20 protein-coding genes are annotated in these 25,084 nt (G+C 44.8%); 10 read left to right on the forward strand and 10 right to left on the reverse strand.

Translation table 11 applies throughout. The annotated features are described in order from the left end of the window. Positions 1-63: 63 nt before the first annotated feature. The 3 genes from R2Q26_RS02000 to R2Q26_RS02010 all read right to left on the reverse strand — a co-directional run bounded on the left by R2Q26_RS02000 (position 64) and on the right by R2Q26_RS02010 (position 2,903). Positions 64-333, reverse strand: a complete 270-nt coding sequence (locus R2Q26_RS02000) for a hypothetical protein (protein WP_317534739.1) — start codon at positions 331-333, stop codon at positions 64-66. A gap of 51 nt (positions 334-384) precedes the next feature. Continuing rightward, positions 385-2,451, reverse strand: coding sequence for an ATP-dependent DNA helicase RecG (gene recG / locus R2Q26_RS02005; protein WP_317534740.1), 2,067 nt, complete (start codon positions 2,449-2,451; stop codon positions 385-387). A gap of 62 nt (positions 2,452-2,513) precedes the next feature. Further along, on the reverse strand, positions 2,514-2,903 hold the full coding sequence (locus tag R2Q26_RS02010) for a Rid family detoxifying hydrolase (RefSeq protein WP_090566940.1): 390 nt from the start codon (positions 2,901-2,903) through the stop codon (positions 2,514-2,516). 119 nt (positions 2,904-3,022) lie between these two features. On the opposite strand from R2Q26_RS02010, the gene murA reads away from it, so the two are divergent. Next, positions 3,023-4,276 (forward strand): UDP-N-acetylglucosamine 1-carboxyvinyltransferase, encoded by a 1,254-nt coding sequence (gene murA / locus R2Q26_RS02015; protein ID WP_317534741.1) that lies wholly within the window; start codon positions 3,023-3,025, stop codon positions 4,274-4,276. A gap of 58 nt (positions 4,277-4,334) precedes the next feature. Here the strand turns inward: murA and R2Q26_RS02020 are convergent, their stop codons facing one another. After that, positions 4,335-5,003 carry a hypothetical protein gene (locus tag R2Q26_RS02020; RefSeq protein ID WP_317534742.1) on the reverse strand — a complete coding sequence of 223 codons (669 nt, stop codon included), beginning with the start codon at positions 5,001-5,003 and terminating at the stop codon, positions 4,335-4,337. Between the two features lie 485 nt (positions 5,004-5,488). On the opposite strand from R2Q26_RS02020, the gene argH reads away from it, so the two are divergent. From argH to R2Q26_RS02040, 4 genes are all read left to right on the forward strand, one after another. After that, positions 5,489-6,895 (forward strand): argininosuccinate lyase, encoded by a 1,407-nt coding sequence (gene argH, locus R2Q26_RS02025; protein WP_317534743.1) that lies wholly within the window; start codon positions 5,489-5,491, stop codon positions 6,893-6,895. A gap of 42 nt (positions 6,896-6,937) precedes the next feature. Continuing rightward, on the forward strand, positions 6,938-7,135 hold the full coding sequence (locus R2Q26_RS02030) for a hypothetical protein (RefSeq protein WP_317534744.1): 198 nt from the start codon (positions 6,938-6,940) through the stop codon (positions 7,133-7,135). A gap of 3 nt (positions 7,136-7,138) precedes the next feature. Beyond that, positions 7,139-8,053 carry a fructosamine kinase family protein gene (locus R2Q26_RS02035; RefSeq protein ID WP_317534745.1) on the forward strand — a complete coding sequence of 305 codons (915 nt, stop codon included), beginning with the start codon at positions 7,139-7,141 and terminating at the stop codon, positions 8,051-8,053. A 144-nt stretch (positions 8,054-8,197) separates the two neighbouring features. Beyond that, the gene (locus R2Q26_RS02040; protein ID WP_317534746.1) at positions 8,198-9,715 is read left to right on the forward strand and encodes a dynamin family protein; all 1,518 of its coding nucleotides are present in this window, start codon (positions 8,198-8,200) and stop codon (positions 9,713-9,715) included. Positions 9,716-10,143: 428 nt separating this feature from the next. Here R2Q26_RS02040 and R2Q26_RS02045 read toward each other — a convergent pair whose 3' ends face one another. The 3 genes from R2Q26_RS02045 to polA all read right to left on the reverse strand — a co-directional run bounded on the left by R2Q26_RS02045 (position 10,144) and on the right by polA (position 14,594). Continuing rightward, positions 10,144-10,485 (reverse strand): hypothetical protein, encoded by a 342-nt coding sequence (locus R2Q26_RS02045; protein ID WP_317534747.1) that lies wholly within the window; start codon positions 10,483-10,485, stop codon positions 10,144-10,146. Next, the gene (pepP, locus tag R2Q26_RS02050) at positions 10,482-11,789 is read right to left on the reverse strand and encodes a Xaa-Pro aminopeptidase (protein WP_317534748.1); all 1,308 of its coding nucleotides are present in this window, start codon (positions 11,787-11,789) and stop codon (positions 10,482-10,484) included. The genes R2Q26_RS02045 and pepP overlap by 4 nt, the downstream gene beginning before the upstream one ends. Positions 11,790-11,852: 63 nt before the next feature. Further along, the gene (gene polA, locus R2Q26_RS02055; RefSeq protein WP_317534749.1) at positions 11,853-14,594 is read right to left on the reverse strand and encodes a DNA polymerase I; all 2,742 of its coding nucleotides are present in this window, start codon (positions 14,592-14,594) and stop codon (positions 11,853-11,855) included. A gap of 16 nt (positions 14,595-14,610) precedes the next feature. Between polA and R2Q26_RS02060 the strand changes: the two genes are divergently transcribed. From R2Q26_RS02060 to R2Q26_RS02075, 4 genes are all read left to right on the forward strand, one after another. Next, entirely contained in the window at positions 14,611-15,330 is a 720-nt protein-coding gene (locus R2Q26_RS02060; RefSeq protein WP_317534750.1) for a TIGR00730 family Rossman fold protein, read from the forward strand. Between the two features lie 60 nt (positions 15,331-15,390). Next, on the forward strand, positions 15,391-15,765 hold the full coding sequence (locus R2Q26_RS02065; protein WP_317534751.1) for a DUF2782 domain-containing protein: 375 nt from the start codon (positions 15,391-15,393) through the stop codon (positions 15,763-15,765). Between the two features lie 83 nt (positions 15,766-15,848). After that, the gene (locus tag R2Q26_RS02070) at positions 15,849-16,802 is read left to right on the forward strand and encodes a homoserine kinase (RefSeq protein WP_317534752.1); all 954 of its coding nucleotides are present in this window, start codon (positions 15,849-15,851) and stop codon (positions 16,800-16,802) included. A 299-nt stretch (positions 16,803-17,101) separates the two neighbouring features. Next, positions 17,102-17,881: a BPSS1780 family membrane protein gene (locus R2Q26_RS02075; RefSeq protein ID WP_317534753.1), complete on the forward strand. Its 780-nt coding sequence runs from the start codon at positions 17,102-17,104 to the stop codon at positions 17,879-17,881. 18 nt (positions 17,882-17,899) lie between these two features. On the opposite strand, the gene R2Q26_RS02080 is transcribed toward R2Q26_RS02075, so the two are convergent. The 3 genes from R2Q26_RS02080 to R2Q26_RS02090 form a co-directional block, all read right to left on the reverse strand. Continuing rightward, entirely contained in the window at positions 17,900-20,137 is a 2,238-nt protein-coding gene (locus tag R2Q26_RS02080) for a UvrD-helicase domain-containing protein (protein ID WP_317534754.1), read from the reverse strand. Positions 20,138-20,232: 95 nt separating this feature from the next. Beyond that, the gene (locus R2Q26_RS02085; protein WP_317534755.1) at positions 20,233-21,102 is read right to left on the reverse strand and encodes a phosphoribulokinase; all 870 of its coding nucleotides are present in this window, start codon (positions 21,100-21,102) and stop codon (positions 20,233-20,235) included. A gap of 445 nt (positions 21,103-21,547) precedes the next feature. Then, on the reverse strand, positions 21,548-22,345 hold the full coding sequence (locus R2Q26_RS02090; protein ID WP_317534756.1) for a M48 family metallopeptidase: 798 nt from the start codon (positions 22,343-22,345) through the stop codon (positions 21,548-21,550). A 117-nt stretch (positions 22,346-22,462) separates the two neighbouring features. Here R2Q26_RS02090 and leuS point away from each other — a divergent pair, with 117 nt between their 5' ends. Beyond that, the gene (gene leuS, locus R2Q26_RS02095; RefSeq protein ID WP_317534757.1) at positions 22,463-25,063 is read left to right on the forward strand and encodes a leucine--tRNA ligase; all 2,601 of its coding nucleotides are present in this window, start codon (positions 22,463-22,465) and stop codon (positions 25,061-25,063) included. The last annotated feature ends 21 nt before the right edge of the window (positions 25,064-25,084 follow it).

The following is a 25,084-nucleotide window of genomic DNA, read 5'->3' on the forward strand; positions in this document are numbered from 1 at the left end:
TGGTGTGAGAACCTCTCAATATTACGAGTTTGCTTCTATTTATGAAATACTTATCTCAAAACGTCAACAGACCCTAGGCTTTAATGTGGAACCAAGACGATTCATGAACACCTTGTTGTGGTACCAGGCCCAGTCAATATCGTCTGCCATGACAAGACTATGAGGATCAATTGGCGTATAACCACCTTGGGGACTTACATAATCCACCTCGTAACCAGCCTCTTCGACTTTCTTGACAAAGTGAACGGCTTCGCCTAGCCACAGACCGGTGGCACGCTTCAAGTTCGGATACTTCTCAACACTGGTTAGAACGACGAGAATCTTCTTACCCATAACTTATCTCCTTTTATTAATATGCCGATGAGCAGGAGGCATACTTTACCCTCATACCCGCAGATACTCCTTTTTCTCACCCAACCAGCGCTGAAGATGACGCTGGGCTGCTTCTGGATAGTCACACAACAAGGTTTCTGCTACGGCCCTTGCTGCTTCGAGTAAATCCATATCCTGTTGCAGATCAGCAAAGCGCAGCATCGGAATGCCGCTCTGGCGTGTGCCCAGGAATTCTCCTGGACCCCGCAGTTTGAGATCCTGCCGTGCAATTTCAAAGCCATCGCTATGCTCGAAAATGATGCGCAGCCGTTCGCGCGCAATTTGAGACAATGGTTTCTGATATAGCAACACACATATTCCCGCTTCACTGCCACGGCCAATACGACCACGCAGTTGATGAAGCTGTGATAAGCCCATACGCTCTGCATGCTCAATCACCATCAATGAAGCATTCGGCACATCCACTCCCACTTCGATCACGGTAGTGGCAACCAATAACTGAACCTCTCCTTGACTGAAAGCGGTCATGATGGCTGATTTAACCTGCGCATTCAATCGGCCATGTATCAGACTGATCTTTAACTCAGGAAAAGTCTGGCCCAGTACCTCATAGGTTTCAACTGCTGTTTTAAGCTGCAATGCTTCGGATTCTTCAATCAGCGGGCAGACCCAATAAGCTTGCTTTCCTGCATGACATGCTTCCCGCACACGCGCAATGACTTCGTTGCGCCGGCTTTCATCGATCAGCTTGGTAACGACCGGTGATCTGCCTGGTGGTAATTGATCAATGACCGACACATCTAAATCAGCGTAATAGCTCATTGAAAGCGTACGCGGGATGGGAGTTGCGCTCATCATCAATTGGTGCGGTAGCCAGTTGGATTCACTCCCCTTGTGCCGCAAGGCCAAGCGTTGATGCACACCGAATCGGTGTTGCTCATCGACTATCACTAACCCCAATCGGAAAAACTGGACTTGCTCCTGAAACAAGGCATGTGTGCCGATAGCCAGCATAGCATTACCTGCTGCGATTTCTGTCAGCTCATGATCACGCTGTTTCTTTTTCTGGCTACCAGATAACCATGACACTGTGACACCAAGCGGAGCAAGCCAAGACAAAAATTTTTGATAATGCTGTTCAGCAAGAATCTCGGTTGGCGCCATAATAGCGACTTGATAGTCATTTTCGATTGCTTGTAACGCTGCCAGCGCAGCCACAATCGTTTTGCCACTGCCCACATCACCTTGTAACAGGCGTTGCATGGGGTTTTCAGCTGAAAGATCTCGCTTGATTTCAACAAGTACTTTTTTCTGTGCATCAGTCAGATCAAAAGCAAGCGATGCAAGCAGTGCTTGGGTTAAATGGTTTTTCTCCTGTAAAGCAGGTGCTTGGTAACTTCGTCGCTGACGATAATGCATGCGCATGGATAATTGCTGCGCCAATAACTCGTCGAACTTGATTCGACGCCAGGCCGGATGGGTGCGAGATTGCAATAAACCGATGGCAATATCGGGCGGGGGCTGATGCAAAAGGCAGATACTTTCTCTAAATCCTGACAGATGATACTGCATCAATATTGTTTCCGGCAGCGTTTCCGCTATGTATTCGCTGCTATGATTATTACTGAGCGCTTGTTGAATCAGTTTGGTAATGGTTGTTTGTGCAATGCCCGCTGTTATTGGGTAAACAGGCGTCAAGGTGTCAGCGAGCAGCGATTTCTCACGCACGATCCGGCACTTGGGATGAATCATTTCTAGGCCAAAGAAACCGGTGCGTGCTTCGCCCAACACTCTTATCCGAGCCCCTATCGAATAAGCTTTCACTTGGCTTGGATAAAAATTAAGGAAGCGGAGATAAAGGATTCCAGTGGAATCCTTTATCTGGCATACCAATTGCCGTCTCGGACGCGTGATGATTTCGCTATGAACGATAACTCCCTCGACCTGAGCAGTCTTACCATCAGGGATATCCCTGATGGGGTAAAGCCGTGTCTCATCTTCATAACGAAGCGGTAAATGCAAAATCAGTTCTAATTCATTGCGAATACCCAATTTGACCAGCTTTTGCTGCAGTTGGGGATTGATACAAGAAAAGGGATTGCTTTTGAGCGCGTTCAAGTGAGTCGCTTGATTGTCCTTCGTTATTACATTTCCACCTGGATAATTGCACTATTGCCTTACTATTTAGGCAGTACCATCACGGCATCCATTTCAACCAGTGCGCCACGTGGAAGGGCTGCCACACCAATCGCTGCTCGCGCAGGATAGGGCTGGCTAAAATGATTAGCCATGATTTCATTAACCTTGGTAAAATTGGCAAGATCCGTTAAATAAACGTTTAATTTGACGATATCAGCCAGACTGCCACCGCTTGCCACTGCCACTGCTTTCATATTGAGTATGACACGCACGATTTGTGATTCGATGCCTTCTACCATTTGCATAGTCGATGGATCCAGTCCAATTTGGCCAGAAAGATAGACTGCCTCACCTCCACTCACTCGTATTGCCTGCGAATAAGTGCCAATAGCTTGCGGGGCATCAGTCGTCTGGATAATTTGTTTATTCATTCTATCTCCTCAAATATTAAAATAATATAACTTCAGTTAATGTTTTTTTGTTTAAGTGCTTAGGTATATTCCAATAAATCAACTTTTTTTACCGCAATTCTGATTCCTCGAACAAATCCATGCAAAAACTCGTTATTTATGGTGGTAAGCCACTTTCTGGTGAAATCAGCATTTCTGGCGCAAAAAATGCAGCATTACCAGCGCTGTGCGCCTCATTGTTGACAAATGACACACTCACACTCAGAAATGTCCCTGATCTCAAAGATGTCACGACCATGCTGAACTTGTTGAAACAAATGGGCGTAACTATCTTAACAAACGATCAGTCAGAAATGGAGTTATCTGCTGCCGATCTTACCAATCCAACCGCCCCTTATGAAATGGTCAAAACCATGCGTGCTGCCATACTGGTACTTGGACCACTACTTGCCCATAAGGGTGAAGCCATCATTTCCTTGCCTGGGGGCTGTGCCATCGGCCTGCGCCCTGTAGACCAGCATATCAAAGGTCTCCAAGCCATGGGTGCAGAAATCATAATCGAACATGGTTATATTCATGCCAAAGCTAAAAAGTTAATTGGAACACGGATTGTGATGGATATCGTCACTGTGACCGGTACCGAGAATCTCATGATGGCAGCTTGCCTCGCTTCTGGTTTGACAATATTGGAAAACGCTGCACGGGAGCCCGAGATTATCGATCTGGCACAGTGCCTGATTAAAATGGGGGCAAAAATTGAGGGTGCGGGAACAGATGTCATTACTATTCAAGGTGTCAAGGCATTGCATGGTTGCACGCATGATGTTATGCCTGATCGTATTGAAACAGGAACCTTCCTGACTGCAGTCACTGCCAGTGGCGGCGAAATCCATCTTAAAGGTGCTCAAGCAGGTACGCTGGACGCGGTCATCGATAAACTGCTGGAAGCAGGTGCCATCATCAATTCAGGAAAAAACTGGATTCATCTCACTATGAACAAGCCACTCAAGTCAGTGAGCTTGCGAACGGCTCCCTACCCTGCTTTCCCAACGGATATGCAAGCCCAGTTCATGGCGCTCAATAGCGTAGCTAATGGCACTGCTATCATCACTGAGACAATTTTTGAAAATCGCTTCATGCATGTTCAAGAATTGAAACGCATGAATGCTGAGATCACGGTAGAAGGTAATACTGCCATTGTGCATGGCATACCAAGGCTTGATGGGGCAGGTGTTATGGCTACTGATCTACGTGCGTCAGCAAGCTTGGTTATAGCAGGATTGATCGCGCAGGGTGAAACAATCATTGATCGTATTTACCATCTTGATCGTGGTTATGAGCGTATCGAGCAAAAATTAGCGCAACTGGGGGCACAGATAGCACGCATAAACTAAAATAAAAAACCCCAGTAAATCATTACTGGGGTTGGATTATAAGAATTTGAAGTAAAAACTAGCTGCCAGCTAACGCAGATTGCTTGTAGCTAACAACCACTGTAGCTAAGCGAGAATTCAGCCCCATAACTGGAACAACCAGCAATTTCTTACCATTAACATCCGATATCATGGTAATTTTTCGTTTTTGAAGTACCTCAGCAGGATAGAGTTCTTTCCCTTCTGTTTCTTCCAGCTTTTTATCTGTTGAAACAAGCAATTTGCCATCATCACTGATCAAAACAACGCGTTCTGTATCTTTCATTTTAACCAGTTCATTCAGATATTGGCTGACCTGATCTAGGTTATTGCGGATTAATTCGCCTCGTACTGCCCATGACAAAACTTGGCCAAAACGTTCTTCTTCTTTGACATATTGACTATCAGCATATTCACGTGCCTTTCTAATCAATATTGAACGCTCTGTTTCAAGAGCTTGGGCGATTTCAGCACGCTCTTTCTCCACGCGGGATTCAGCTTGACTAACCGCAATATATTTCCATGCAATAACCAATAATAAAATTCCCAAAAAAACAAAAAACGACCATGCCGGTAATTGCATATGCTGAATTTTGGCAATGGGGGCAAATTTTTCACTCAATATGTTCATAAGTGAAGCGGGTTTAGCCCACTCAATTTTGCTTTTTTCGCTTTGATCGCCTTCATTTTGTTTGTACTGATCTGTCATGAAATAGCTCCTTGTTGATGTGACAGGAAAGAAAAGCTCCAATTATCCACTATTCCGGATTGAAGGAAAAGAAAAGTTCATAATATTTTGTATGGATGGGTAAAGTATGTTGTAAATTGAATTACTTTGTTTTTGGATTGATAACCAATAGATCTAGAAATCATTTCGAAAAGTTTGTCAGAAGTAAAATATTGCCCTCCTTAACCCGGATATTTCACCAGGTCGGCCTCTACTATAAGGCAAAAGTTGATGAATGAGCGTTTTCGGACAGTTTTATACAAATCCAACTTGTACTCATTGGCCTTCGCAGGCGCTGATAGGAGATTTGTGGCATCTTTCCGTCCCTACTTCACGCCAATAGTCGTAGATAATAGCTTGGTGCGGGATACGTAAATCTGCTCGCAAATCTTCTCTCCGTCATCCCGCGTCCTGGCGAAATATCCGGGTTAAGCTTAAACTTTACCAACTCAATAAACTCATTCTAAATGGAGAAGAAAGCCGCAGTGGAAAATAATGCCAAAACCTGGTCAGGGCGATTCAATGAGCCTGTTTCTCAATTGGTTCAGCGATATACCGCCTCAGTAAATTTTGATAAACGATTGGCTGAATACGATATACAAGGATCACTGGCACATGCGCGAATGCTTTCAGCAGTGGGTATAATCAACCCAGCTGATCTGACTGCTATCGAGCAGGGGCTCAGTCAGATTCTTGAAGAAATTCGCAATAATATCTTTGAGTGGCAAATCGAATTAGAAGATGTTCACCTTAATATCGAGAAACGACTGACAGCATTGATTGGTGATGCAGGGAAAAGATTACACACCGCCCGCTCCCGCAATGATCAGGTAGCTACTGATATCCGGCTTTATCTGCGTGTTTCGATTGATGAGATTGTCAATCTTATCAAATCCATGCAATGGGCTCTTCTGGATTTGGCTGAGCAACATATAGAGACAGTGATGCCTGGTTTTACCCATCTCCAGGTGGCTCAACCTGTTTCATTTGGTCATCATCTGATGGCTTATTATGAAATGCTCTGCAGAGATGTCGCCAGATTGCTAGACTGTCGCAAACGTGTCAATAAATTACCTCTGGGGGCAGCGGCACTAGCTGGAACCAGTTATCCCATCGATCGTGAAATGGTCGCACAAACGCTTGGTTTTGATGGTATTTGCCTAAACTCGCTCGATGCCGTATCGGATCGTGATTTTGCAATTGAATTTTGTACCTGCGCAGCATTGATCATGACCCATCTTTCGCGCTTTTCTGAAGAACTGATTATCTGGATGAGTTCTGCCTTCAATTTTATTCAACTGGCAGATCGTTTCTGTACAGGTTCATCCATCATGCCGCAAAAGAAAAATCCTGATGTACCTGAACTGGTCAGGGGAAAAACAGGGCGTATTAATGGTCATCTGGTTGCATTGCTGACGCTGATGAAATCCCAGCCACTTGCCTACAACAAGGATAATCAGGAAGACAAAGAGCCACTATTTGATACTGTTGATACCTTAATAGATACACTCCGTATTTATACGGATATGCTTTCTGGCATAACCGTAAATAATAACGTCATGCGTAACGCGGCAATGCGGGGCTATGCCACAGCAACCGATTTGGCAGACTATCTGGTCAAAAAGGGTCTCCCCTTCCGTGATGCCCATGAAATCGTCGCTAAAGCGGTTCGTTTTGCTGAAAATAAAAGCTGTGATTTAAGCGAACTTTCGCTGTCTGAATTGAAGCAGTTCTCATCTATCATCGAGCAAGATATTTTTTCGATTTTAACACTTGAAGGCTCAATGAAAAGCCGCAACCATCCTGGCGGAACAGCACCAGCACAGGTCCGTGCAGCGATTATGCAGGCCAGAAAAGATTTATCTAATCATTGAACCTAAAACTGCAATTGACTGCTTGATTGGAGAGCTAAGCCCATGACATATAGAAGCATTTCCGAAATTTTCTCATTCACCAGAATGGTGGGGCCGCTACAAGGTGTATCATATGTCGCTTCAGGCGCGAATGCGGCGTTGATCTTCGTTGCAGGGGATGGCCCTGTGGCTTCATCGTGCCTTGCCTCGCACCTGGATCACCACACGCTCCACCCCGTCCAATTGCGGTATTTAGGTTAAACCATGATTCGATCATCCAGTAACTTATCTTCCCAGTCTCCCTGGCTAGAGATCGCAGAACAGATCTGTAGTTCTTTGAATACTCATTTTGTTCTGGAAAAGATCAACGCTATTGGCGGCGGATGTATCAACGAGACTTACCATATTCAAGGTAATGATCAGCACTATTTTGTCAAACTGAACAAAACAAGCAATCTGCCGATGTTTGAGGCAGAAGCGGCTGGTCTTAAAGAAATACAAAATTCTCATACCTTGCGCGTTCCTGAACCCAAGTGCTGGGGTCGTAATGATTTCAGTGCCTGGCTGGTGCTGGAATACCTGGACTTAAGGCACACACCCAATCAACATGCGGAAGCATTAGGTACAGGACTGGCCAATATGCATCGTACTTTCTCTGATCAGTTCGGGTGGTTTCGTGATAATACAATTGGTTCAACTTTACAGAAAAATGACCGTTCTTCTGATTGGATTCATTTCTGGCGTCATAATCGGTTAGGATATCAACTCCAACTTGCTCAGATAAACGGCTATAAAGGGAAACTACAAACCCAGGGTGAGCGGCTTATGACCGATCTGGGCGTGTTCTTTACTGGATCACGCATCAACGCATGCCTATTGCATGGTGATCTATGGAGTGGCAATTACTCGTTTGATTCGACAGGACAACCTGTACTATTTGATCCTGCCGTATACTATGGAGATCGAGAAGCTGATCTTGCGATGACTGAGCTTTTCGGGGGATTCCCGCCCCAGTTCTACGCGAGCTATCAAGACGCCTATCCGCTTGAGGTGGGCTACCGTACTCGCAAAACACTTTACAATCTTTACCATGTTTTAAATCATCTGAATCTGTTTGGAAGTGGATACCTGCGCCAGGCAGAGCAAATGATGGATAGATTGCTTGCTGAGATAAGATAAAGTTTTGGTGCAGAGCTTTACTATTTTTTTGCCTGATTGTAAAGGCATGAGAGACACAATAGAATAAAATCAAAGTCGGATTAAACGTTATAATAATTAATTAATTAGACTCTTTGTTATTTAACGAATCAAATAGGGACTATTATGGCACAAAGCTCAACAAATATTTCTAAGCGTCTTAAAAGCCTCGAAAAACATCTTGCCGAAGAACATCCGGATAATCCGGTATTGGCTAAGGCAGTTCACAGTTTTCGCAAACTAGATCACGTAGCCCAGGATATCGGTTTACTGGATAGAAACGAATCTTACGCAACCTATGTCACCTGGTGGCCGATGATTGCGGTACTGGGAACATTCTCAGCTGGCAAATCAACTTTTATCAATTCTTACCTGGGCCTGCATTTGCAACGCACGGGTAATCAAGCTGTCGATGATAAATTTACGGTTATTTGCTACAGTAGCCACGATGAAGTTAAAACGTTACCGGGCGTAGCATTGGATGCTGATCCGCGTTTCCCTTTTTACCAAATCAGTCGAAGTATCGCAGAGATTTCAGAAGCCGGTCCTCAGCGCATTGATGCTTACATCCAGCTAAAAACGTGTCCTTCTGAAAAAATCCGTGGCAAGATTTTGATTGACTCTCCTGGATTTGATGCGGATAGTCAACGTAACTCCACTTTACGCCTGACGCAGCATATCATTGATTTATCCGATCTGGTGCTCGTATTCTTTGATGCACGCCATCCAGAACCAGGCGCCATGAAAGATACATTGGAATATCTGGTAGCAGGCACCATTAATCGCGCTGACGCCAATAAATTCCTTTATATCCTTAATCAAATGGATGTGACTGCAAAAGAAGACAATCCTGAAGAAGTCGTCTCTGCCTGGCAGCGTTCCTTGGCACAAGCAGGTTTATTTGCTGGCAAGTTTTACCGGATTTATAATCCTGAAGCCGCTACGCCGATTGAAGATCCCCTCATCGGGGAACGTTATGAGAAAAAACGTGAAGAAGATATGGCAGAACTCAGTACGCGCATGCAGCAAATTGAAGTAGAACGATCCTATCGTATAGCTGGCATGCTTGAACAGACGGCTGAAACCATCGGCAAGCAGGTTATCCACAAACTTACCGGTATGCTTCAAAACTGGAAAAAACGAGTAATTTTGTTTGATAGTATCCTATTCAGTACCTTGCTGATTTTAAGTGGCGTGGCTTTTTGGTTAACCGATAGCTGGAATCTCTTGAAAATATTTGCCGAAAATATCATGGCCTATGAAACACCATCACTTGTTGGTCTTGGCATGATAGTGGGTGTTATGGGCTATATTCATTTCACCATTCGCCGTAAGGTAGCAGACAATATGATCAAAAAACTCCCTACAGAGTTTGGTCATGATCACACTGCCTGCAAGCAATACACCCAGGCATTCATCAAGAGTACAGCGGCTTATCGACCCATGTTTTTACAAAAACCTGCCGGTTGGAATAGTTCGAATCTTAATATTCTTGCTCAGGTGAGAAGCGAAGCCAATGACTATATCCAGTCATTGAACGATCAATTTACCAACCCTTCTGGTCGCAAAGTGGAAGTTGCGGCTGAAGAGCAACCTGCAGCAGAAAGCGTCACCATACCTGAAGCCAAGGCTGAGCAAGCATAAGAAAAGGTCAAAATAAAGCAACCCTACTATGTTGAAAAAAGTTAACCCTGTCTTTTAAAAGACTGGGTTCTAGTCAAAAACCCCCGGCCTTGCCGGGGGTTTGCTTTAGTAAAGCGCAGACAGGATAAGCAGTATGACGAGAAGAAATCGACAAAGCTTGTTTTAAGCTATATTCCTATATCCCTCAGTTGGGCAGAATGAAGTGTGTGGTTTTGCGAGTGCAGGGTAAGGCGCAATGACACGGAATGATCGTTCCATTCCAAAGAGTTGCAACCGCAGTCATGGGCTTGCAAAATCGCGCAATCCTTACCAAAGCGGAAACACTCAGAAGGTAAAAATGAAATTTATAGAAAAGGTTATTATATTCGTTAATGCTATGTCAGAGCGAGCGATGATCTGGGGAATCTAGGTTTAATTTACAATCAAAATTACTTGTGCTCAGACTTGTTAGTCCTGGTTTCAATAATCTCAGCATCTTCGATTACAATGGACTTCTCTTCTCCCTCAAACTTTCCAGTTTTTTGTAGTTTGCGCCGCAGCCACCAGAATCTTATTCCTATAGCCGCAGCCACTACCACAATTAAAGCAAAAAAAATCGAAAAAAAGACTATCCCCAGCAACATCGCACCAATAAATAAAGGAAGAAGTGCTAAGAAAAATAACCAGCGTTGCCAAGGTGAACCACCAGGGACAGATCCGTTCAGCGATGACTCTGACTGCTTATAATCAATTGTCCTACTGATGATTATTTTTCTGCGATTATCGTTCATTGTGTTAGCTCCTCTATTTCTGCCACCGTTTTAGGTACATCGATAGTCAGCACTTCATGACCAGCAGTTGTCACTGCCACATCATCTTCGATACGTACCCCAATATTCCAGAAATGCTGCGGAATATTATCTGCTGGACGAATGTAACACCCTGGCTCCACTGTCAAAGTCATTCCCGGGGATAAACAGCGCCATTGACCATTTTGTTTATATTCCCCCGCATCATGAACATCCAGTCCCAACCAATGCCCCGTACGGTGCATGTAAAAACGTTTGTAATCTTCTGATTGAATCACGTCATCCACGCTACCTTGGCAAAGCCCCAGATCAATAAATCCCTGGACCAGCACCTGTAAAGCAGCTTGATGGGGCATATCCCAGGTATTCCCGGGCTGGACTGCCGCGATTGCTGCCATTTGAGCAGAGAGCACGAGCTGATAAATATCTTTTTGTACCGAAGTAAACTTTCTATCTACTGGGAATGTACGGGTGATATCGGCTGCATAACCATTAAATTCACAGCCAGCATCGATAAGCAGCAAATCACCAGACTGTAACTGCGCATTATTTTCGATGTAATGTAACACACACGCATTGGCGCCCCCTGCCACGATAGGCGTATAAGCCGGCGCTTGTGAGCCCAACCGGCGGAACTCATGCAATAGCTCGGCTTCGATTTCATATTCATACATGCCAGGTTTAGTCTTCTGCATCGCACGACAATGTGCTCCCGCAGAAATTTTTGCCGCATGGCGCATGAGTGAGAGCTCTTCCTCACTTTTGAACAAGCGCATTTCATCCAAAATGTGACGAATATCACGTATTTCGTGGGGTGCTGAGACGCCGCTACGTACCCGTTCTCTTACTTGATTAATCCAGCTGATGAGACGCGTATCCCATGTCGTGTCTTGCCCTAACATGGAATAGATAGTGGGTTGATTCTCAAGTAATTTGGGTATCCATTCATCCAATTTGGCTATGGGATAAGCTGCGTCAAAGCCAAATGCTTCACGTGCAGCATCGGGTCCATAGCGGAAACCATCCCAGATTTCACGTTCCTTATCTTTTTCCCGACAGAATAGTATTTGTTCAGCATTTCTCTGACCATTCTCGCAAATGATGACCAAGACTGCTTCAGGTTCATGGAAACCCGTTAGATAATAAAAATAGCTATCGAAGCGATAGGGATAAAGAGCATCCCGATTTCTGAGTCTTACAGGAGACGTTGCAATGATGGCAGCGCCTTTCTGCATTTGTGACAATAAGTGTAAACGCCGATCGCTAAAAGTTTTGATTTGATTCATAGTGGCTTGATTTTTACAGGAATCCTCAGGGAAAGCAATGCAAAATGGCTTTTTTCACAAAGACTAATGCGCCTGTTCCCAATTATTACCCACACCCACTTCGACTCGAAGGGGCACATTAAGTTTGCTGACATTTTCCATTAAATCTGGCAATACATGTTTTACAATATCGACTTCTTCATTAGGTACTTCCAAGACTAATTCATCATGAACCTGCATGATGAGCTTGCTGTGCATTTTTTCCTTTATCAGCCATTCATGCACAGCAATCATTGCAAGCTTAATGATATCTGCTGCAGTGCCTTGCATGGGTGCATTGATAGCGGCACGCTCCGCTGCCAGTTTACGATTGTGATTGGAGCTGTTGATTTCCGGCAGCCATAATCGACGACCAAATACAGTCTCGACATATCCTTTCTCCCTGGCCTGCAATCGGATTCTCTGCATATATTCAGCGACCCCGGGATAACGTGCGAAATAGCGATCGATATAAATACGCGCGGCACTACGCTCAATTCCTAATTGGGTTGCCAGACCATAATCAGACATACCATAAATGAGTCCAAAATTGATTACTTTGGCATAGCGACGCTGTTCCTGATCAACCTGATCCTGCGATATGCCAAACACTTCCGCTGCAGTGGCACGGTGAATATCCTCATCGGCAGCAAATGCTTTAAGCAATCCATTATCTTGAGAGATATGCGCCATGATGCGCAATTCAATCTGAGAATAATCCGCCGAAATAATACGACTACCAGGGGGTGCTATGAATGCTTCCCGAATACGTCGACCTTCCTGCCTGCGGACCGGTATATTTTGTAAATTTGGGTCATTGCTAGCCAACCTGCCGGTTACGGCAACCGCCTGCGCATAAGTGGTATGTACCCGATGGGTATTGTTATCCACCATTAAAGGTAATTTATCCGTGTAAGTCGACTTAAGTTTGGCCAGGCCACGATATTCAAGCAGAATCTTAGGTAGCGGATAATCGAGCGCGAGTTGCTGTAAAACGTCTTCATCGGTCGATGGTGAGCCTTTGGGTGTTTTCTTGATAACCGGTAATTTAAGCTGGTTAAATAAAATTTCCTGGATTTGTTTGGTCGAATTCAAATTAAATGCTTGCCCGGCAATCAAACAAGCCTGCTGTTCCAGCGCCGGTAATTGCTTTTCCAGCTCACGGCTTAGCGCCTGGAGAAGGTCCACATCCAGCAACACCCCATTACGCTCGATCAGAAATAACACATTGAGTAACGGCATCTCGATATGGCGATAAATATAGTCGAGTTGTGTTTGACATGCCATCTTCGGGTATAAGTATTGATGCAATTGCAGCGTAATATCAGCATCTTCTGCTGCATAGCGCGCCGCCTCATCAAGCATGACCTGATCAAATCCAATCCGATTGGCACCTTTACCCGTTACTTCATCATAGGTAATCGTTTTTATACCTAAATGGCGCAATGCCATGCTATCCATATTGTGCGGATGATGGGATTCCAGCACATACGATTGCAGCAAGGTATCATGCGCAATACCATTCAGACTGATGCCATGATTAGCAAAAACATGTTTGTCGTATTTCAGATTCTGCCCAACTTTCAATTTTGCTGGATTCTCAAGCCAGGATTTCATTTTGCTCAACACAAAATTGATATTTAATTGTTGTGGCGCACCAGGAAAACAGTGAGTAAGTGGCAAATAAGCTGCTTGACCCGGTTCAATACATAACGAAATTCCTACCAATTGCGCCTGCAGTGGATTCAAACCAGTCGTTTCAGTATCGAGCGAAACCAATGGTGCTGTATCGCAATGCGCAAGCCATTTGTTCAACTGATCTTCCGTAAGAATAGTTTCATAAGCAACTGATGTGATTTCACTGGATATGGATGCTGCTGCACTGATTTGCTCTTGCTGTGTAGCAGTTAGTGGATCTGACTGAGCAGAGCCAGATTGCTCATTCTGCTGCAGCTCACGTAACCAGGTTTTAAAGCCCAGGCGTTCAAAGAGTGTTACCAGCTTTTGAGTATTCTGCGGTCTAACCACCAGATCTTCCCAATCAGCTGAAAGATTCACATCATACTTAATCGTCAGTAATGTGCGTGATATCTCTAACCAGGGCATTGCTTTGCGCAGATTTTCTCCGACGACCCCACCTATTTCACTGGCATGCGCGATGATATTATCCAGGCTGCCGTATTGGGTCAGCCACTTCACTGCAGTTTTAGGTCCCACTTTCTCAACCCCTGGAATATTATCCGTGCTGTCACCTACCAGCCCCAGGTAATCGATTATCTGCGCAGGCATTACACCAAACTTCTTCAATACCCCCGCCTCATCCAGAATCTCATTGCTCATGGTATTAACGAGTTTGATGCCAGAATTTACCAATTGCGCGATATCTTTATCACCCGTTGAAATAACGCATTGCATACCTGATTGCTCCGCTTTTTTAGCGAGAGTCCCGATCACATCATCTGCTTCAACCCCTTCAATTATCAGTAAAGGCCATCCCATTGCCTCGATACATTCGAGCAATGGCGCAATTTGTTCAGACAAATCTGCCGGCATGGAAGGACGATGCGCTTTGTATTGCGGATAAATATCATCACGAAAAGTTTTGCCTTTTGCATCAAACACGCACGCGCTATAATCTGCGTGGTAATCCTTGTGCAAGCGACGTAACATATTAAGTACACCGTAAATTGCGCCAGTTGGCTCATTTTGCCGGTTGCGTAAATCGGGTAGTGCATGAAAAGCACGATATAAATAAGATGAACCATCAACTAACAAAAGCGTTTTCATCTAGAAAAGGACCTCTATGAGCTTGGAAGAAAAACTAAGCGCTGTTATGTTTCTTGAGAAACCTTTGCCGACAAAAGAGTCATGGCGCGTATTTGGAATCATGTCTGAGTTTGTCGAAGGCGCAGAGCGCCTAGAATTTATTCAGCCAGCAGTCAGTATATTTGGGAGCGCACGAACTGAACCGAGTCACCCTTATTATAAATTAACTGAAGCCATTGCACGGCAATTGTCGGACGCAGGTTTCTCAGTCATTTCGGGTGGTGGCCCAGGCATCATGGAAGCAGCCAACAAAGGCGCCTTTTATGGTAAGGCTCCCAGCGTCGGCCTTAATATCCAGCTTCCTCATGAGCAACACCGCAATATTTATCAGGATGTCAGCCAAACGTTCCGCCATTTTTTCGCCCGTAAGTATATGTTTGTCAGGTTTGCGACAGCCTATATCGTCATGCCTGGAGGATTTGGTACACTGGACGAACTGATGGAAGCTCTCACGCTTGTCCAGACTGGCAAAACAAGAAAAATGCCTATTATTTTAGTGTGCTCGGATTTCTGGCGTGGTCTGCTTGATTGGTTTCAGCAAGTGCTCATCCACGAAGGTTATATCTTACCAGAAGATATGAATCTAATTCAGATCATTGATGAGCCCGCCGAGATTGTCAATGCCATCTTTCAATATTATGAAACCTCTGGCTTTGAACCCACAGCTGCCGAGAAGGAAATCCAACTTAATTTGTAATAATTCAATAATTCACTTTGTTTGAGATAGAATGAACGCTACCATTCGCCGGGGATCAGCATGCAACCTATAAAGACTACTCTATTTTTGTGTGCTATTTGTTTTACGTTGCCAGTATCCGCACAATCTACCCAGAAACCAGCTGATCAACCACCACTTCCCGAGCTGCCTGATTTAGCGCCCCATAAGGGACCAGAACTGCCTGATCTGGGGATCGACTCCTCCCTGGAACCGCAAGTAACAATTAAAGAAGGTAAAGAAGCGACTGTAGAGGAATATCGGGTCAATGGTCAGTTATATATGATCAAAGTCATTCCTCGCATTGGCAAACCATTCTACCTTTTAAATAAACGCAGTCCTGTGGGTGAGCCACACCGAGGTGATCTTGAAGGTTATGGTGTAAACGTTCCGATGTGGGAAATTTACAGATTTTAAAACTATAAACGTAATCGGCATGAGAAAATAATAGCCACGTAAGGCTTAAATCTATTTATTGACGCTTTTTCCATTGTTTACTCATGTCTGTCTTTACTCCGGTTACCAAGGAACAACTATCAATCTGGCTTCAAGATTATCCACTCGGTACATTGATCGATCTTCAAGGTATCTCATCTGGCATAGAAAATACCAATTATCTGGTTACAACGACGCTTGGCAAATACATTCTGACACTGTTTGAGAAACTAACTGCAGCAGAACTCCCCTTCTACCTTAATCTGATGGCTCACTTATCATATCAAGGTATTCCATGTCCCAATCCAATTGCTACGCGCGGGCAGAAACTGTTAGGTGAATTGAATGACAAACCGGCCAGTATCGTTACCTTTTTACCTGGTAAATCAGTGACACATCCTACTGTCGAACAATGTGCGGAGATTGGGGGAATGTTAGCCAGAATGCACTTAGCTGGCTTATCTTACCCCGTAAAGATGGCCAATCCACGTGGTTTAAAATGGTGGAACACGGCAGCAAAAGAAGTAATGCCGTTTCTTACGAAAGAGGAGCAAATATTACTTAGCGAAGAATTGCAATTTCAGGCATTACATCAAACAGAGATTCTCCCGCAGGGAGTAATCCATGCTGATCTATTTCGCGACAATGTATTGTTCATTAATACATCGATCGGTGGCATTATCGATTTCTATTTTGCGTGTAATGATGCATTTTTGTACGACCTTGCTATCACAATCAATGATTGGTGCATATCTGAAGATAGTGTATTAGACGAGATGCGCGCACATGCACTATTAACAGCATATCACCGCATACGACCTCTGATCAACGAAGAGCAGAAGGCATGGCCACAAATGCTGCGTGCTGGCGCATTACGTTTCTGGATATCGCGTTTATATGATTACTACTTGCCTCGAGAAGGAGAGCTCACTCATAAGAAAGATCCGACACATTTCAGAGAAGTTTTGAAATATCATCTGGCTAATCATTCCAAATTGATGCAAATCTGGATTAACTAATCAATTAAAATAATTTACGTGCTATCTTGATCATTAACCCTAATTCCATTTCCAAATCAGGCATGACGCAAGAGCGAGCCGCAGACAGTATAAATAATACGGCAAGATGAAGCTGACAAAGTCAGGTTTGATTTGGAAATGGAATAACCAGAAAGAAATGTGAATAAATGGAAATTCTTCTCCCAAGCATAATTTATTAAAATCATCCGTTTTAATTCACATATTTCCAGAAAATAGGATATTTCTAGCAAGTTATCAAATTTTCAGATCAATTAACAAAATTTATTGGAGAGAACAAATTGATAGAAGCTCGACAGGTTCGTGGTAGAGAAGGGTTGCAGTGGATACTGAGTGGTTTTTATTTGTTTCGCTTATCCCCATTTGTCTGGATATTGCTGTGTTTCACACTCATATTAATCGCCGCTACACTGGAGCTTCTGCCATTGCTCGGAAAATTTATTTTCACGCTCCTTTCTCCAGTTTTTATGGCTGGAATCATGGTAGGCTGCAAAAGTTTAGAACAGGGTGATCAATTAGAGCTTGGTCATTTATTTCTCGGTTTCAAAAAAAATACAGTACCGCTGATTACGATAGGAGGATTTTATCTGATTGGTCAAGTTCTGATAATCGGTGTGTTCATGATGATAGGAGGAAACGCACTGGTCGACATGCTGCTCTATGGAAAAAGATTTGGTGAGCATGAACTGATGGGCGTGATGGATAATATTCTGTCTGCATCAATCGTTGGATTGCTGCTGACGGTTCCACTTATGATGGCAATTTGGTTTGCTCCTTTACTGGTCATGTTCGAGAATATGCCACCTTTTATTGCCATACGAAAAAGCTTTTTTGCCTGTTTGAAAAATATTATTCCCTTTCAGATCTATGCCATTGTGCTCATCATACTGGGTGTGCTTGCCATTATGCCTTATGGATTAGGGCTCTTTATTTATATTCCTACTGTATTTGCCTCCATCTACGTCAGTTATCAGGATATTTTTCACCCTGAATCCACAGTTATCGACAAAGAAGCTATAGAGAAAAAGGAAAAGGAAGAAGGTACAGAAGGTAACTCATAAACCTGCAAATGATCTTCATTACAAAGGTGTCAGTTTGGCATATTCCAGCAGGAGCCATTTGGTTCCTGCACGATTGAATTGAACCTGAACTCGCATATCAGAGCCTTGACCCTCATAGTTTATAATTACCCCAGTTCCAAACTTTGCATGCGAAACATTCTGTCCTATACGCCAACTAGATGACTGTTCTGCTGAATCCGAAGCCAATCTTTCCGGCTTCACACCTCTGGCAACCGGCTGTCCCCATGAATTTCTGCTGAGGGGAAATCCTCCCTGCTCATTAACAAATTGAAAAGACTCGTTGTTAGCCTTGGATAGTGGCTGTAGCCATTTCAGCAAATGATCTGGTAATTCAGTTATAAATCGCGAAGCAACGTTGTAATGCGTCTGACCATGCAGCATCCGGCTTTGCGAAAAGCTCAGATATAATCGCCGCCGTGCACGTGTCATCGCCACATACATCAAACGTCGCTCTTCTTCCAGACCATTCACTTCATTGCGGCTATTCTCGTGTGGAAACAGCCCTTCTTCCAGTCCGCTCAGAAACACAGTATGGAATTCCAGCCCCTTGGCTGCATGAACAGTCATAAGTTGCAGGGCATCCTGATGATGATCTGCCTGATGCTCACCTCCTTCGAGTGAGGCATGGGAAAGAAATGCTATCAAACTGTCATCTTCAGCTTCGTGCACAAAGCTAGTCGCTGCATTGATTAATTCATTCAGATTTTCCAGTCGCTCTGCGCCATCACGCTCCAAACCGTAATGACTCAATAATCCACTATGGGCCAGCATGTAACGGATGATCTCGGGTAACGGCAAATTGACACAAGCACGCTGTATCGTCATGATCAAGGTAACAAAGCTTGGAAGTCCTTTTTTTACCTTGCTTTCATCAGAAATAGCAGCTGTCTCACTGCCACACTTTTTGTGGGCTGCAGCCCATAAGCTCGATTGGTGTAATTTCGCCTCATCCTGCAATTGCTCCAGGCTACGCGCACCAATGCCACGGGGTGGGAAATTGATCACCCGTAACAACGCATGATCATCATCAGAATGCGCAATCAATCGCAAATAAGCAAGTGCATGCTTGATCTCCTGCCGTTCAAAAAAGCGCATGCCACCATAGACTCGATAAGATAATGAAGCATTGAACAGACTATGTTCCAATACACGTGACTGGGCATTGGATCGATATAGTAAAGCGATATCGGAAAGCGCAATACCCTCTGAATGAAGCGCTTTGATCTCATCAGCGATAAAGGCAGCCTCATCAAAATCTGTCACAGCGTTATACACACGCACGGGCTCACCACGCCCTTCAGAAGTCCACAGGTTCTTACCAAGGCGCCCGCGATTATGTTCTATCAAGGCATTTGCTGCTTCCAGAATATTGCCGTGCGAGCGATAGTTTTGCTCCAGTTTGATAATTTTCTGAATAGCAAAATCACGCTCCAAATCCTGCATATTCCCCGTATGAGCACCCCGGAATGCATAGATGCTTTGATCATCATCCCCTACTGCAAATACGACAGCAGATTTCGGTGAATCCACACCTGCCAGTAATTTGAGCCATCGGTATTGCAATCGATTGGTATCCTGAAATTCATCTACCAGAATATGGCTGAAGCGATCCCAATAATGATTACGCAGAATCTCGTTATGAGTCAGTAATTCGTAGCACCGTAATAGGAGTTCGGCAAAATCAACGATACCTTCCCGCATACACAATGTTTCATACACGTGGTAAAACTCGAGCATCTTGCGAGTGAAACTGTCGTGCGCTTCAACCTGAGATGCACGCAACCCTTCTTCTTTTGCATGATTGATAAACCATTGGATCTGTCGAGGTGGAAATGCTTTCTCATCCACTGCAAGATCCTTCAGCAATCGCTTGATAACCGCTTGCTGATCGCCTATATCGAGAATTTGAAATGTCTTTGGTAATCCAGCATCCTGATAATGTGCGCGCAACATACGGTGGCACAAGCCATGAAAGGTTCCGATCCACATTCCGCGCGTATTGATAGGCAGCATAGCAGCAATACGCACCATCATTTCTCTGGCTGCTTTATTAGTAAACGTGACAGCGAGAATACCGTTTGGACTAACCTGACCTGAATGGATCAGGTAGGCGATACGGGTTGTCAGCACACGTGTTTTGCCACTTCCTGCGCCAGCCAGTATCAGTGCCGATTGATGCGGTAATGTGACAGCTTCGTGTTGCTCTGGATTCAATCCAGAAAGTAAGGAAATCATAACTCAGAAAACACAGCGTTGCAGTCTACCCTGCCTGAGGGTACATGATAAATTATCATAAAACTCACTACCTTCCCCAGGCAGGATTTGAGGAATTATTGTTTACTTTTTGCAGCCAAATCCAGAATCAAGGGTGTCAAAATCAATTCAATTGCCAAGCCCATTTTGCCGCCTGGCACGACTATGGTATTGGGGCGTGACATGAATGAATCATGAATCATGTTTAGCAAGAACGGAAAATCCACATTCTTGTAATCACGGAAACGGATGACCACCATACTTTCATCCAACGACGGAATCTCACGCGCAATAAAAGGATTGGAGGTATCGACTGTTGGAACACGCTGAAAATTGATATGTGTGCGTGAGAACTGCGGAGTAATGTAGTGTACATAGTCATGCATACGACGCAAAATGGTCTGCGTTACGGCTTCTGCCGAATAGCCGCGCGCGCTGGTGTCACGGTGGATTTTCTGTATCCATTCGAGATTGACGATAGGTACGACACCCACGAGGAGATCCACATATTTTGATACATCCGCGGTATCGCTTGTTACACCCCCATGCAAGCCCTCATAAAACAAAAGATCGGTGCCGGGTGCAATTGATTTCCAAGGAGTAAAGGTACCAGGCTTTTGATTGTAAGGAGCAGCTTCTTCTTCATTATGAAGGTACAAGCGGGTCATACCCGAGCCAGTTTCACCATATTCTTTGAATAAGGCTTCCAGTTTCTCAAATTCATTCGCTTCTGGCCCAAAATGGCTGATAGCACGCCCGCCGCTTTTCTCTGAGTCTGCAACTGCGTTTTTCATGGCTTCGCGGTCGTAGCGGTGGAAACTATCCCCTTCCACGACAGTGACATTCAGTTTTTCCCGACGAAAGATATGCTCAAAACTATTCTTAACCGTGGATGTGCCAGCACCAGATGAACCGGTCACGGCAATAACGGGATGTTTTTGCGACATTTTACTACTATCTCCTTAAATATAAACAAAAATGCTAAATTTCCAGATAGATGATCTCCACGCCACAGAGTTTGTAAAAACTGTAGCGCGTGGCTGAGAACAAAACAGACAGAACGCAGCGACAAGAAAACGAGTTGACAAGTTTCGATAAAATAAATGCTGCGAATTTCGATAAAACGAAGTTTTAATGCAACTACGTCTTGACGTAATCACATCACGTATCAAAAGATAGGCGAAGTGTAAGTATCGCCCGACGCGGCTATCGAGACGTGCAGCTGATTTTTTCACAAGCTCTCAGGCATTAACCTTGTATGATACCTCCTTTCCACGTTATTTTGCAGATAATCATCTCAAAATATAAATTGGAAAGAATCTACCCCGGATATGCTTCCTCCCCAACACCCATACCAGTAAGATAGCTACAAACTACCAACGTCTGGAATCATCACTTCATACAATGCGGATTCTTGCCTGCAGCCCTAGCTTGCTGCTGGAGCTGTTGCGCTTGCGGTAAGCGTGCTTGCAGATCCTCAATCCGCGTAGTATGGGAGGGATGCGTCGAAAGAAATTCGACAGGACGAGGACCTTGGCTTGCTTGCGCCATTTTTAACCATAATGTAATGCTTTCCGCGGGATTGAAGCCTGCTTTGGCCATGAGGTCCAATCCGATCGTATCGGCTTCACTTTCATGCAATCTGCTAAAAGGCAAGATGATCCCATACTCCGCGCCGACCCCCAATAAACTGACTGCAGTCTGACCCATAGCAGTCTGCGGCGCTGCTACCGCTTGAACCAAGGCTATGCTAGCTTGGGCACCTAATTGTTGGGACAGGCGTTCATTGCTATGTCTGGCTAAAACGTGACCGACTTCATGTCCGATGATCGCAGCCAATTGATCTTGATTATCAACCAGATTAATCAAACCAGTATATACGCCAATTTTTTTACCTGGTAGTGCAAATGCGTTGAGCGACGGGTCCTCAAAAACAACAACTTCCCAATTTCCTCCCACTTCTTGTGCAATGGCGCTGGCTACACAATGCACAAACTGATCGTTCTTAACGTTGCGACTGATAGGTTTTTCATTTTTCAAATTCTGAAATGCCTGCAGTCCCATGCTATCCACCTCTGCATCTGGCATAAAAGCCAATTGTGTTCTGCCAGTTGGTGTTGTGGCGCATGCAGTCAGAAAAAAAACGAACAATAAAGCATAAAATGGTTTTAAGTATAATTCAGCCATCATTTCAAAACCCTCTCGATAGATATTTGTGAAAAGAGGCTATCATGAGCAGTTGAAGCATATCAAGCGCATTGTTCACGGTATAATCGTGATTTTGTTTACTGCCAGGAAATTCGTTACATGCAAGAAAAATATCATCCTCAGGAAATAGAACAAGACGTGCAACAATACTGGGAAAAAACCGCTGCATTCAATGTGACGGAAAACCCTGGCATGCCTAAATATTATTGTTTGTCGATGTTTCCCTATCCATCGGGTAAGCTGCACATGGGACATGTTCGAAATTACACGATAGGCGATGTATTGTCTCGCTATCGCCGTATGCAGGGATATAACGTATTACAACCAATGGGCTGGGATGCATTTGGATTACCTGCTGAGAACGCTGCCATGCAACATGGGGTCCCCCCAGCCAAATGGACATATGACAACATTGCATACATGCGTAAGCAATTGAAAAGCCTAGGCTTTGGTATCGACTGGAATCGTGAAATTGCAACCTGTGATTCTCACTATTACCGATGGAATCAATGGCTATTCTTACGCATGCTGGAAAAAGGAATCGCTTATAAGAAAACTCAGGTGGTAAACTGGGATCCGATCGATCAGACGGTACTCGCTAATGAACAAGTCATCGACGGGCGCGGCTGGCGTACTGGTGCACTGGTAGAGAAGCGCGAGATACCGGGTTACTACCTGGCTATTACCCAATACGCCGATGAGCTGCTCAATGATCTGGACAAACTACCCGGCTGGCCTGAACGTGTAAAAACCATGCAGGCTAACTGGATTGGTAAAAGCTACGGCGTCGATATCATTTTTCCAGCTGATAAAACATCCGACACACCTCAAGATTTGAAAGTGTTTACCACGCGGGCAGATACTTTGATGGGGGCAACTTATGTCGCAGTTGCTGCTGAACATCCCCTTGCGCTCCATGCAGCAAAAAATAATGCGAAGCTCGCCGAATTCATTGAAGAATGCAAGCAAGGTGTCACCATGGAAGCAGAACTTGCCACCCAAGAGAAAAAAGGTATGGATACCGGGCTGTTCGTGCTTCATCCACTCACGGGAGAGCCTCTTCCGGTATGGATTGCCAATTACGTACTCATGAGTTACGGTGAAGGTGCTGTCATGGCCGTGCCAGCGCATGACGAGCGCGATTTCGAATTTGCCACCCAATATGCTTTGCCAATCAAGGTGGTGATCGAGCCCAAAGATGGTGAAATCGATTTAATGCTTACTCAGGCTTATGTCGAATATGGCATTACCATTAACTCAGGGGAATTTTCAGGACTGGAATCTCAAGCTGCAGTCGATGCGATTGCAACTGCTTTGGAACAAAAAGGGTTAGGAGAAAAACGCATGCGTTATCGCCTGCGCGATTGGGGTATCTCTCGCCAGCGCTACTGGGGCTGCCCGATTCCATTGATTCATTGTGATCATTGCGGCGTCGTCCCCGTCCCAGACGATCAGCTTCCCGTGATATTGCCGGAAGATATGGTGCCAGATGGATCGGGTAACCCGCTGGCAAAATCATCGTCATTTTATGAATGCGCTTGCCCTCGATGCGGTCAAGCTGCCCGCCGTGAAACCGACACCATGGACACATTCGTCGATTCATCCTGGTATTACATTCGTTATGCCTGCCCGGATCAGGGTTCCGCCATGGCTGACGCGCGGGTAAATTATTGGTTACCGGTAGATCAGTATATCGGTGGAATAGAGCATGCCATTTTGCATCTGCTCTATTCGCGATTCTGGAGTAAAGTCATGCGTGATCTGGGATTGGTCTCCCTTGATGAACCTTTCACAAACCTGCTGACGCAGGGGATGGTGTTAAATGAAATCTTCTTCAGGAAAACGACTACAGGTCGCATTAGCTATTTTAATCCATCGGAAATTGACATTCAGTTTGACGAACAAGGCAAACGATTTGGTGCTGTGCTGCGTGCTGATAATCAACCGGTTGAATCGGGTGGCATTGGTACCATGTCAAAATCGAAGAATAATGGGGTTGATCCACAGGAATTAGTGGAGTCATATGGTGCGGATACAGCACGATTGTTCATGATGTTTGCCAGTCCTCCCACCCAGACACTGGAATGGTTCGATACGGGTGTGGAAGGTGCCTTTCGTTTTCTGAGACGCCTGTGGAGATCGGTCTATAGCCACTTACAGCAAGGTGGTGTGCCTGATGGGCAGCTCCTTGCCGAAACACTGCCAGCCGAACTCAAATCGTTGCGTTGTCAGCTTCATCAGACGATAGCCAAAGTAACCGATGATCTCGATCGTCGCCACACTTTCAATACCGCAATTGCTGCTGTAATGGAATTGATGAACGAGCTGGCTAAACTCCAGGATACCGATTTAACTGCACGACAGCTCATGCAAGAAGCACTGGAAAACATTGTCTTGCTGCTGTCACCGATCGTCCCACACATTTGCCACGCACTTTGGCGTGAGCTTAAGCCAGGCACGGAATTGCTCGATCAGCCGTGGCCCAAAGTTGATCCTCTGGCGCTGGCGCAGGATGATATCGAGCTTGTCGTTCAGGTCAATGGTAAGTTACGTGCGCAAATACGTGTCGCCAAAGATGCGGATCGTGCAACAATCGAACGCACGGCATTGGATCATGCGCATATTCAGAAAACTATTACAGGACAGTCAGTGAAAAAAGTGATTGTTGTTCCAGGAAGATTGGTCAATATTGTCGTTTAGAGAACGAGGTAACACTTTGAG

The sequence above is a fragment of the Nitrosomonas sp. Is37 genome, assembly GCF_033063275.1.
Taxonomy (GTDB): domain Bacteria; phylum Pseudomonadota; class Gammaproteobacteria; order Burkholderiales; family Nitrosomonadaceae; genus Nitrosomonas.

Coding starts and splice junctions, on each gene's coding strand:
- R2Q26_RS02000 (WP_317534739.1), bottom strand. CDS start 333: ATGGGTAAGAAGATTCTCGTCGTTCTAACCAGTGTTGAGAAGTATCCG.
- R2Q26_RS02010 (WP_090566940.1), bottom strand. CDS start 2,903: ATGAATAAACAAATTATCCAGACGACTGATGCCCCGCAAGCTATTGGC.
- murA (WP_317534741.1), top strand. CDS start 3,023: ATGCAAAAACTCGTTATTTATGGTGGTAAGCCACTTTCTGGTGAAATC.
- R2Q26_RS02020 (WP_317534742.1), bottom strand. CDS start 5,003: ATGACAGATCAGTACAAACAAAATGAAGGCGATCAAAGCGAAAAAAGC.
- argH (WP_317534743.1), top strand. CDS start 5,489: ATGGAGAAGAAAGCCGCAGTGGAAAATAATGCCAAAACCTGGTCAGGG.
- R2Q26_RS02030 (WP_317534744.1), top strand. CDS start 6,938: ATGACATATAGAAGCATTTCCGAAATTTTCTCATTCACCAGAATGGTG.
- R2Q26_RS02035 (WP_317534745.1), top strand. CDS start 7,139: ATGATTCGATCATCCAGTAACTTATCTTCCCAGTCTCCCTGGCTAGAG.
- R2Q26_RS02040 (WP_317534746.1), top strand. CDS start 8,198: ATGGCACAAAGCTCAACAAATATTTCTAAGCGTCTTAAAAGCCTCGAA.
- R2Q26_RS02045 (WP_317534747.1), bottom strand. CDS start 10,485: ATGAACGATAATCGCAGAAAAATAATCATCAGTAGGACAATTGATTAT.
- pepP (WP_317534748.1), bottom strand. CDS start 11,789: ATGAATCAAATCAAAACTTTTAGCGATCGGCGTTTACACTTATTGTCA.
- polA (WP_317534749.1), bottom strand. CDS start 14,594: ATGAAAACGCTTTTGTTAGTTGATGGTTCATCTTATTTATATCGTGCT.
- R2Q26_RS02060 (WP_317534750.1), top strand. CDS start 14,611: ATGAGCTTGGAAGAAAAACTAAGCGCTGTTATGTTTCTTGAGAAACCT.
- R2Q26_RS02065 (WP_317534751.1), top strand. CDS start 15,391: ATGCAACCTATAAAGACTACTCTATTTTTGTGTGCTATTTGTTTTACG.
- R2Q26_RS02070 (WP_317534752.1), top strand. CDS start 15,849: ATGTCTGTCTTTACTCCGGTTACCAAGGAACAACTATCAATCTGGCTT.
- R2Q26_RS02080 (WP_317534754.1), bottom strand. CDS start 20,137: ATGATTTCCTTACTTTCTGGATTGAATCCAGAGCAACACGAAGCTGTC.
- R2Q26_RS02085 (WP_317534755.1), bottom strand. CDS start 21,102: ATGTCGCAAAAACATCCCGTTATTGCCGTGACCGGTTCATCTGGTGCT.
- R2Q26_RS02090 (WP_317534756.1), bottom strand. CDS start 22,345: ATGATGGCTGAATTATACTTAAAACCATTTTATGCTTTATTGTTCGTT.
- leuS (WP_317534757.1), top strand. CDS start 22,463: ATGCAAGAAAAATATCATCCTCAGGAAATAGAACAAGACGTGCAACAA.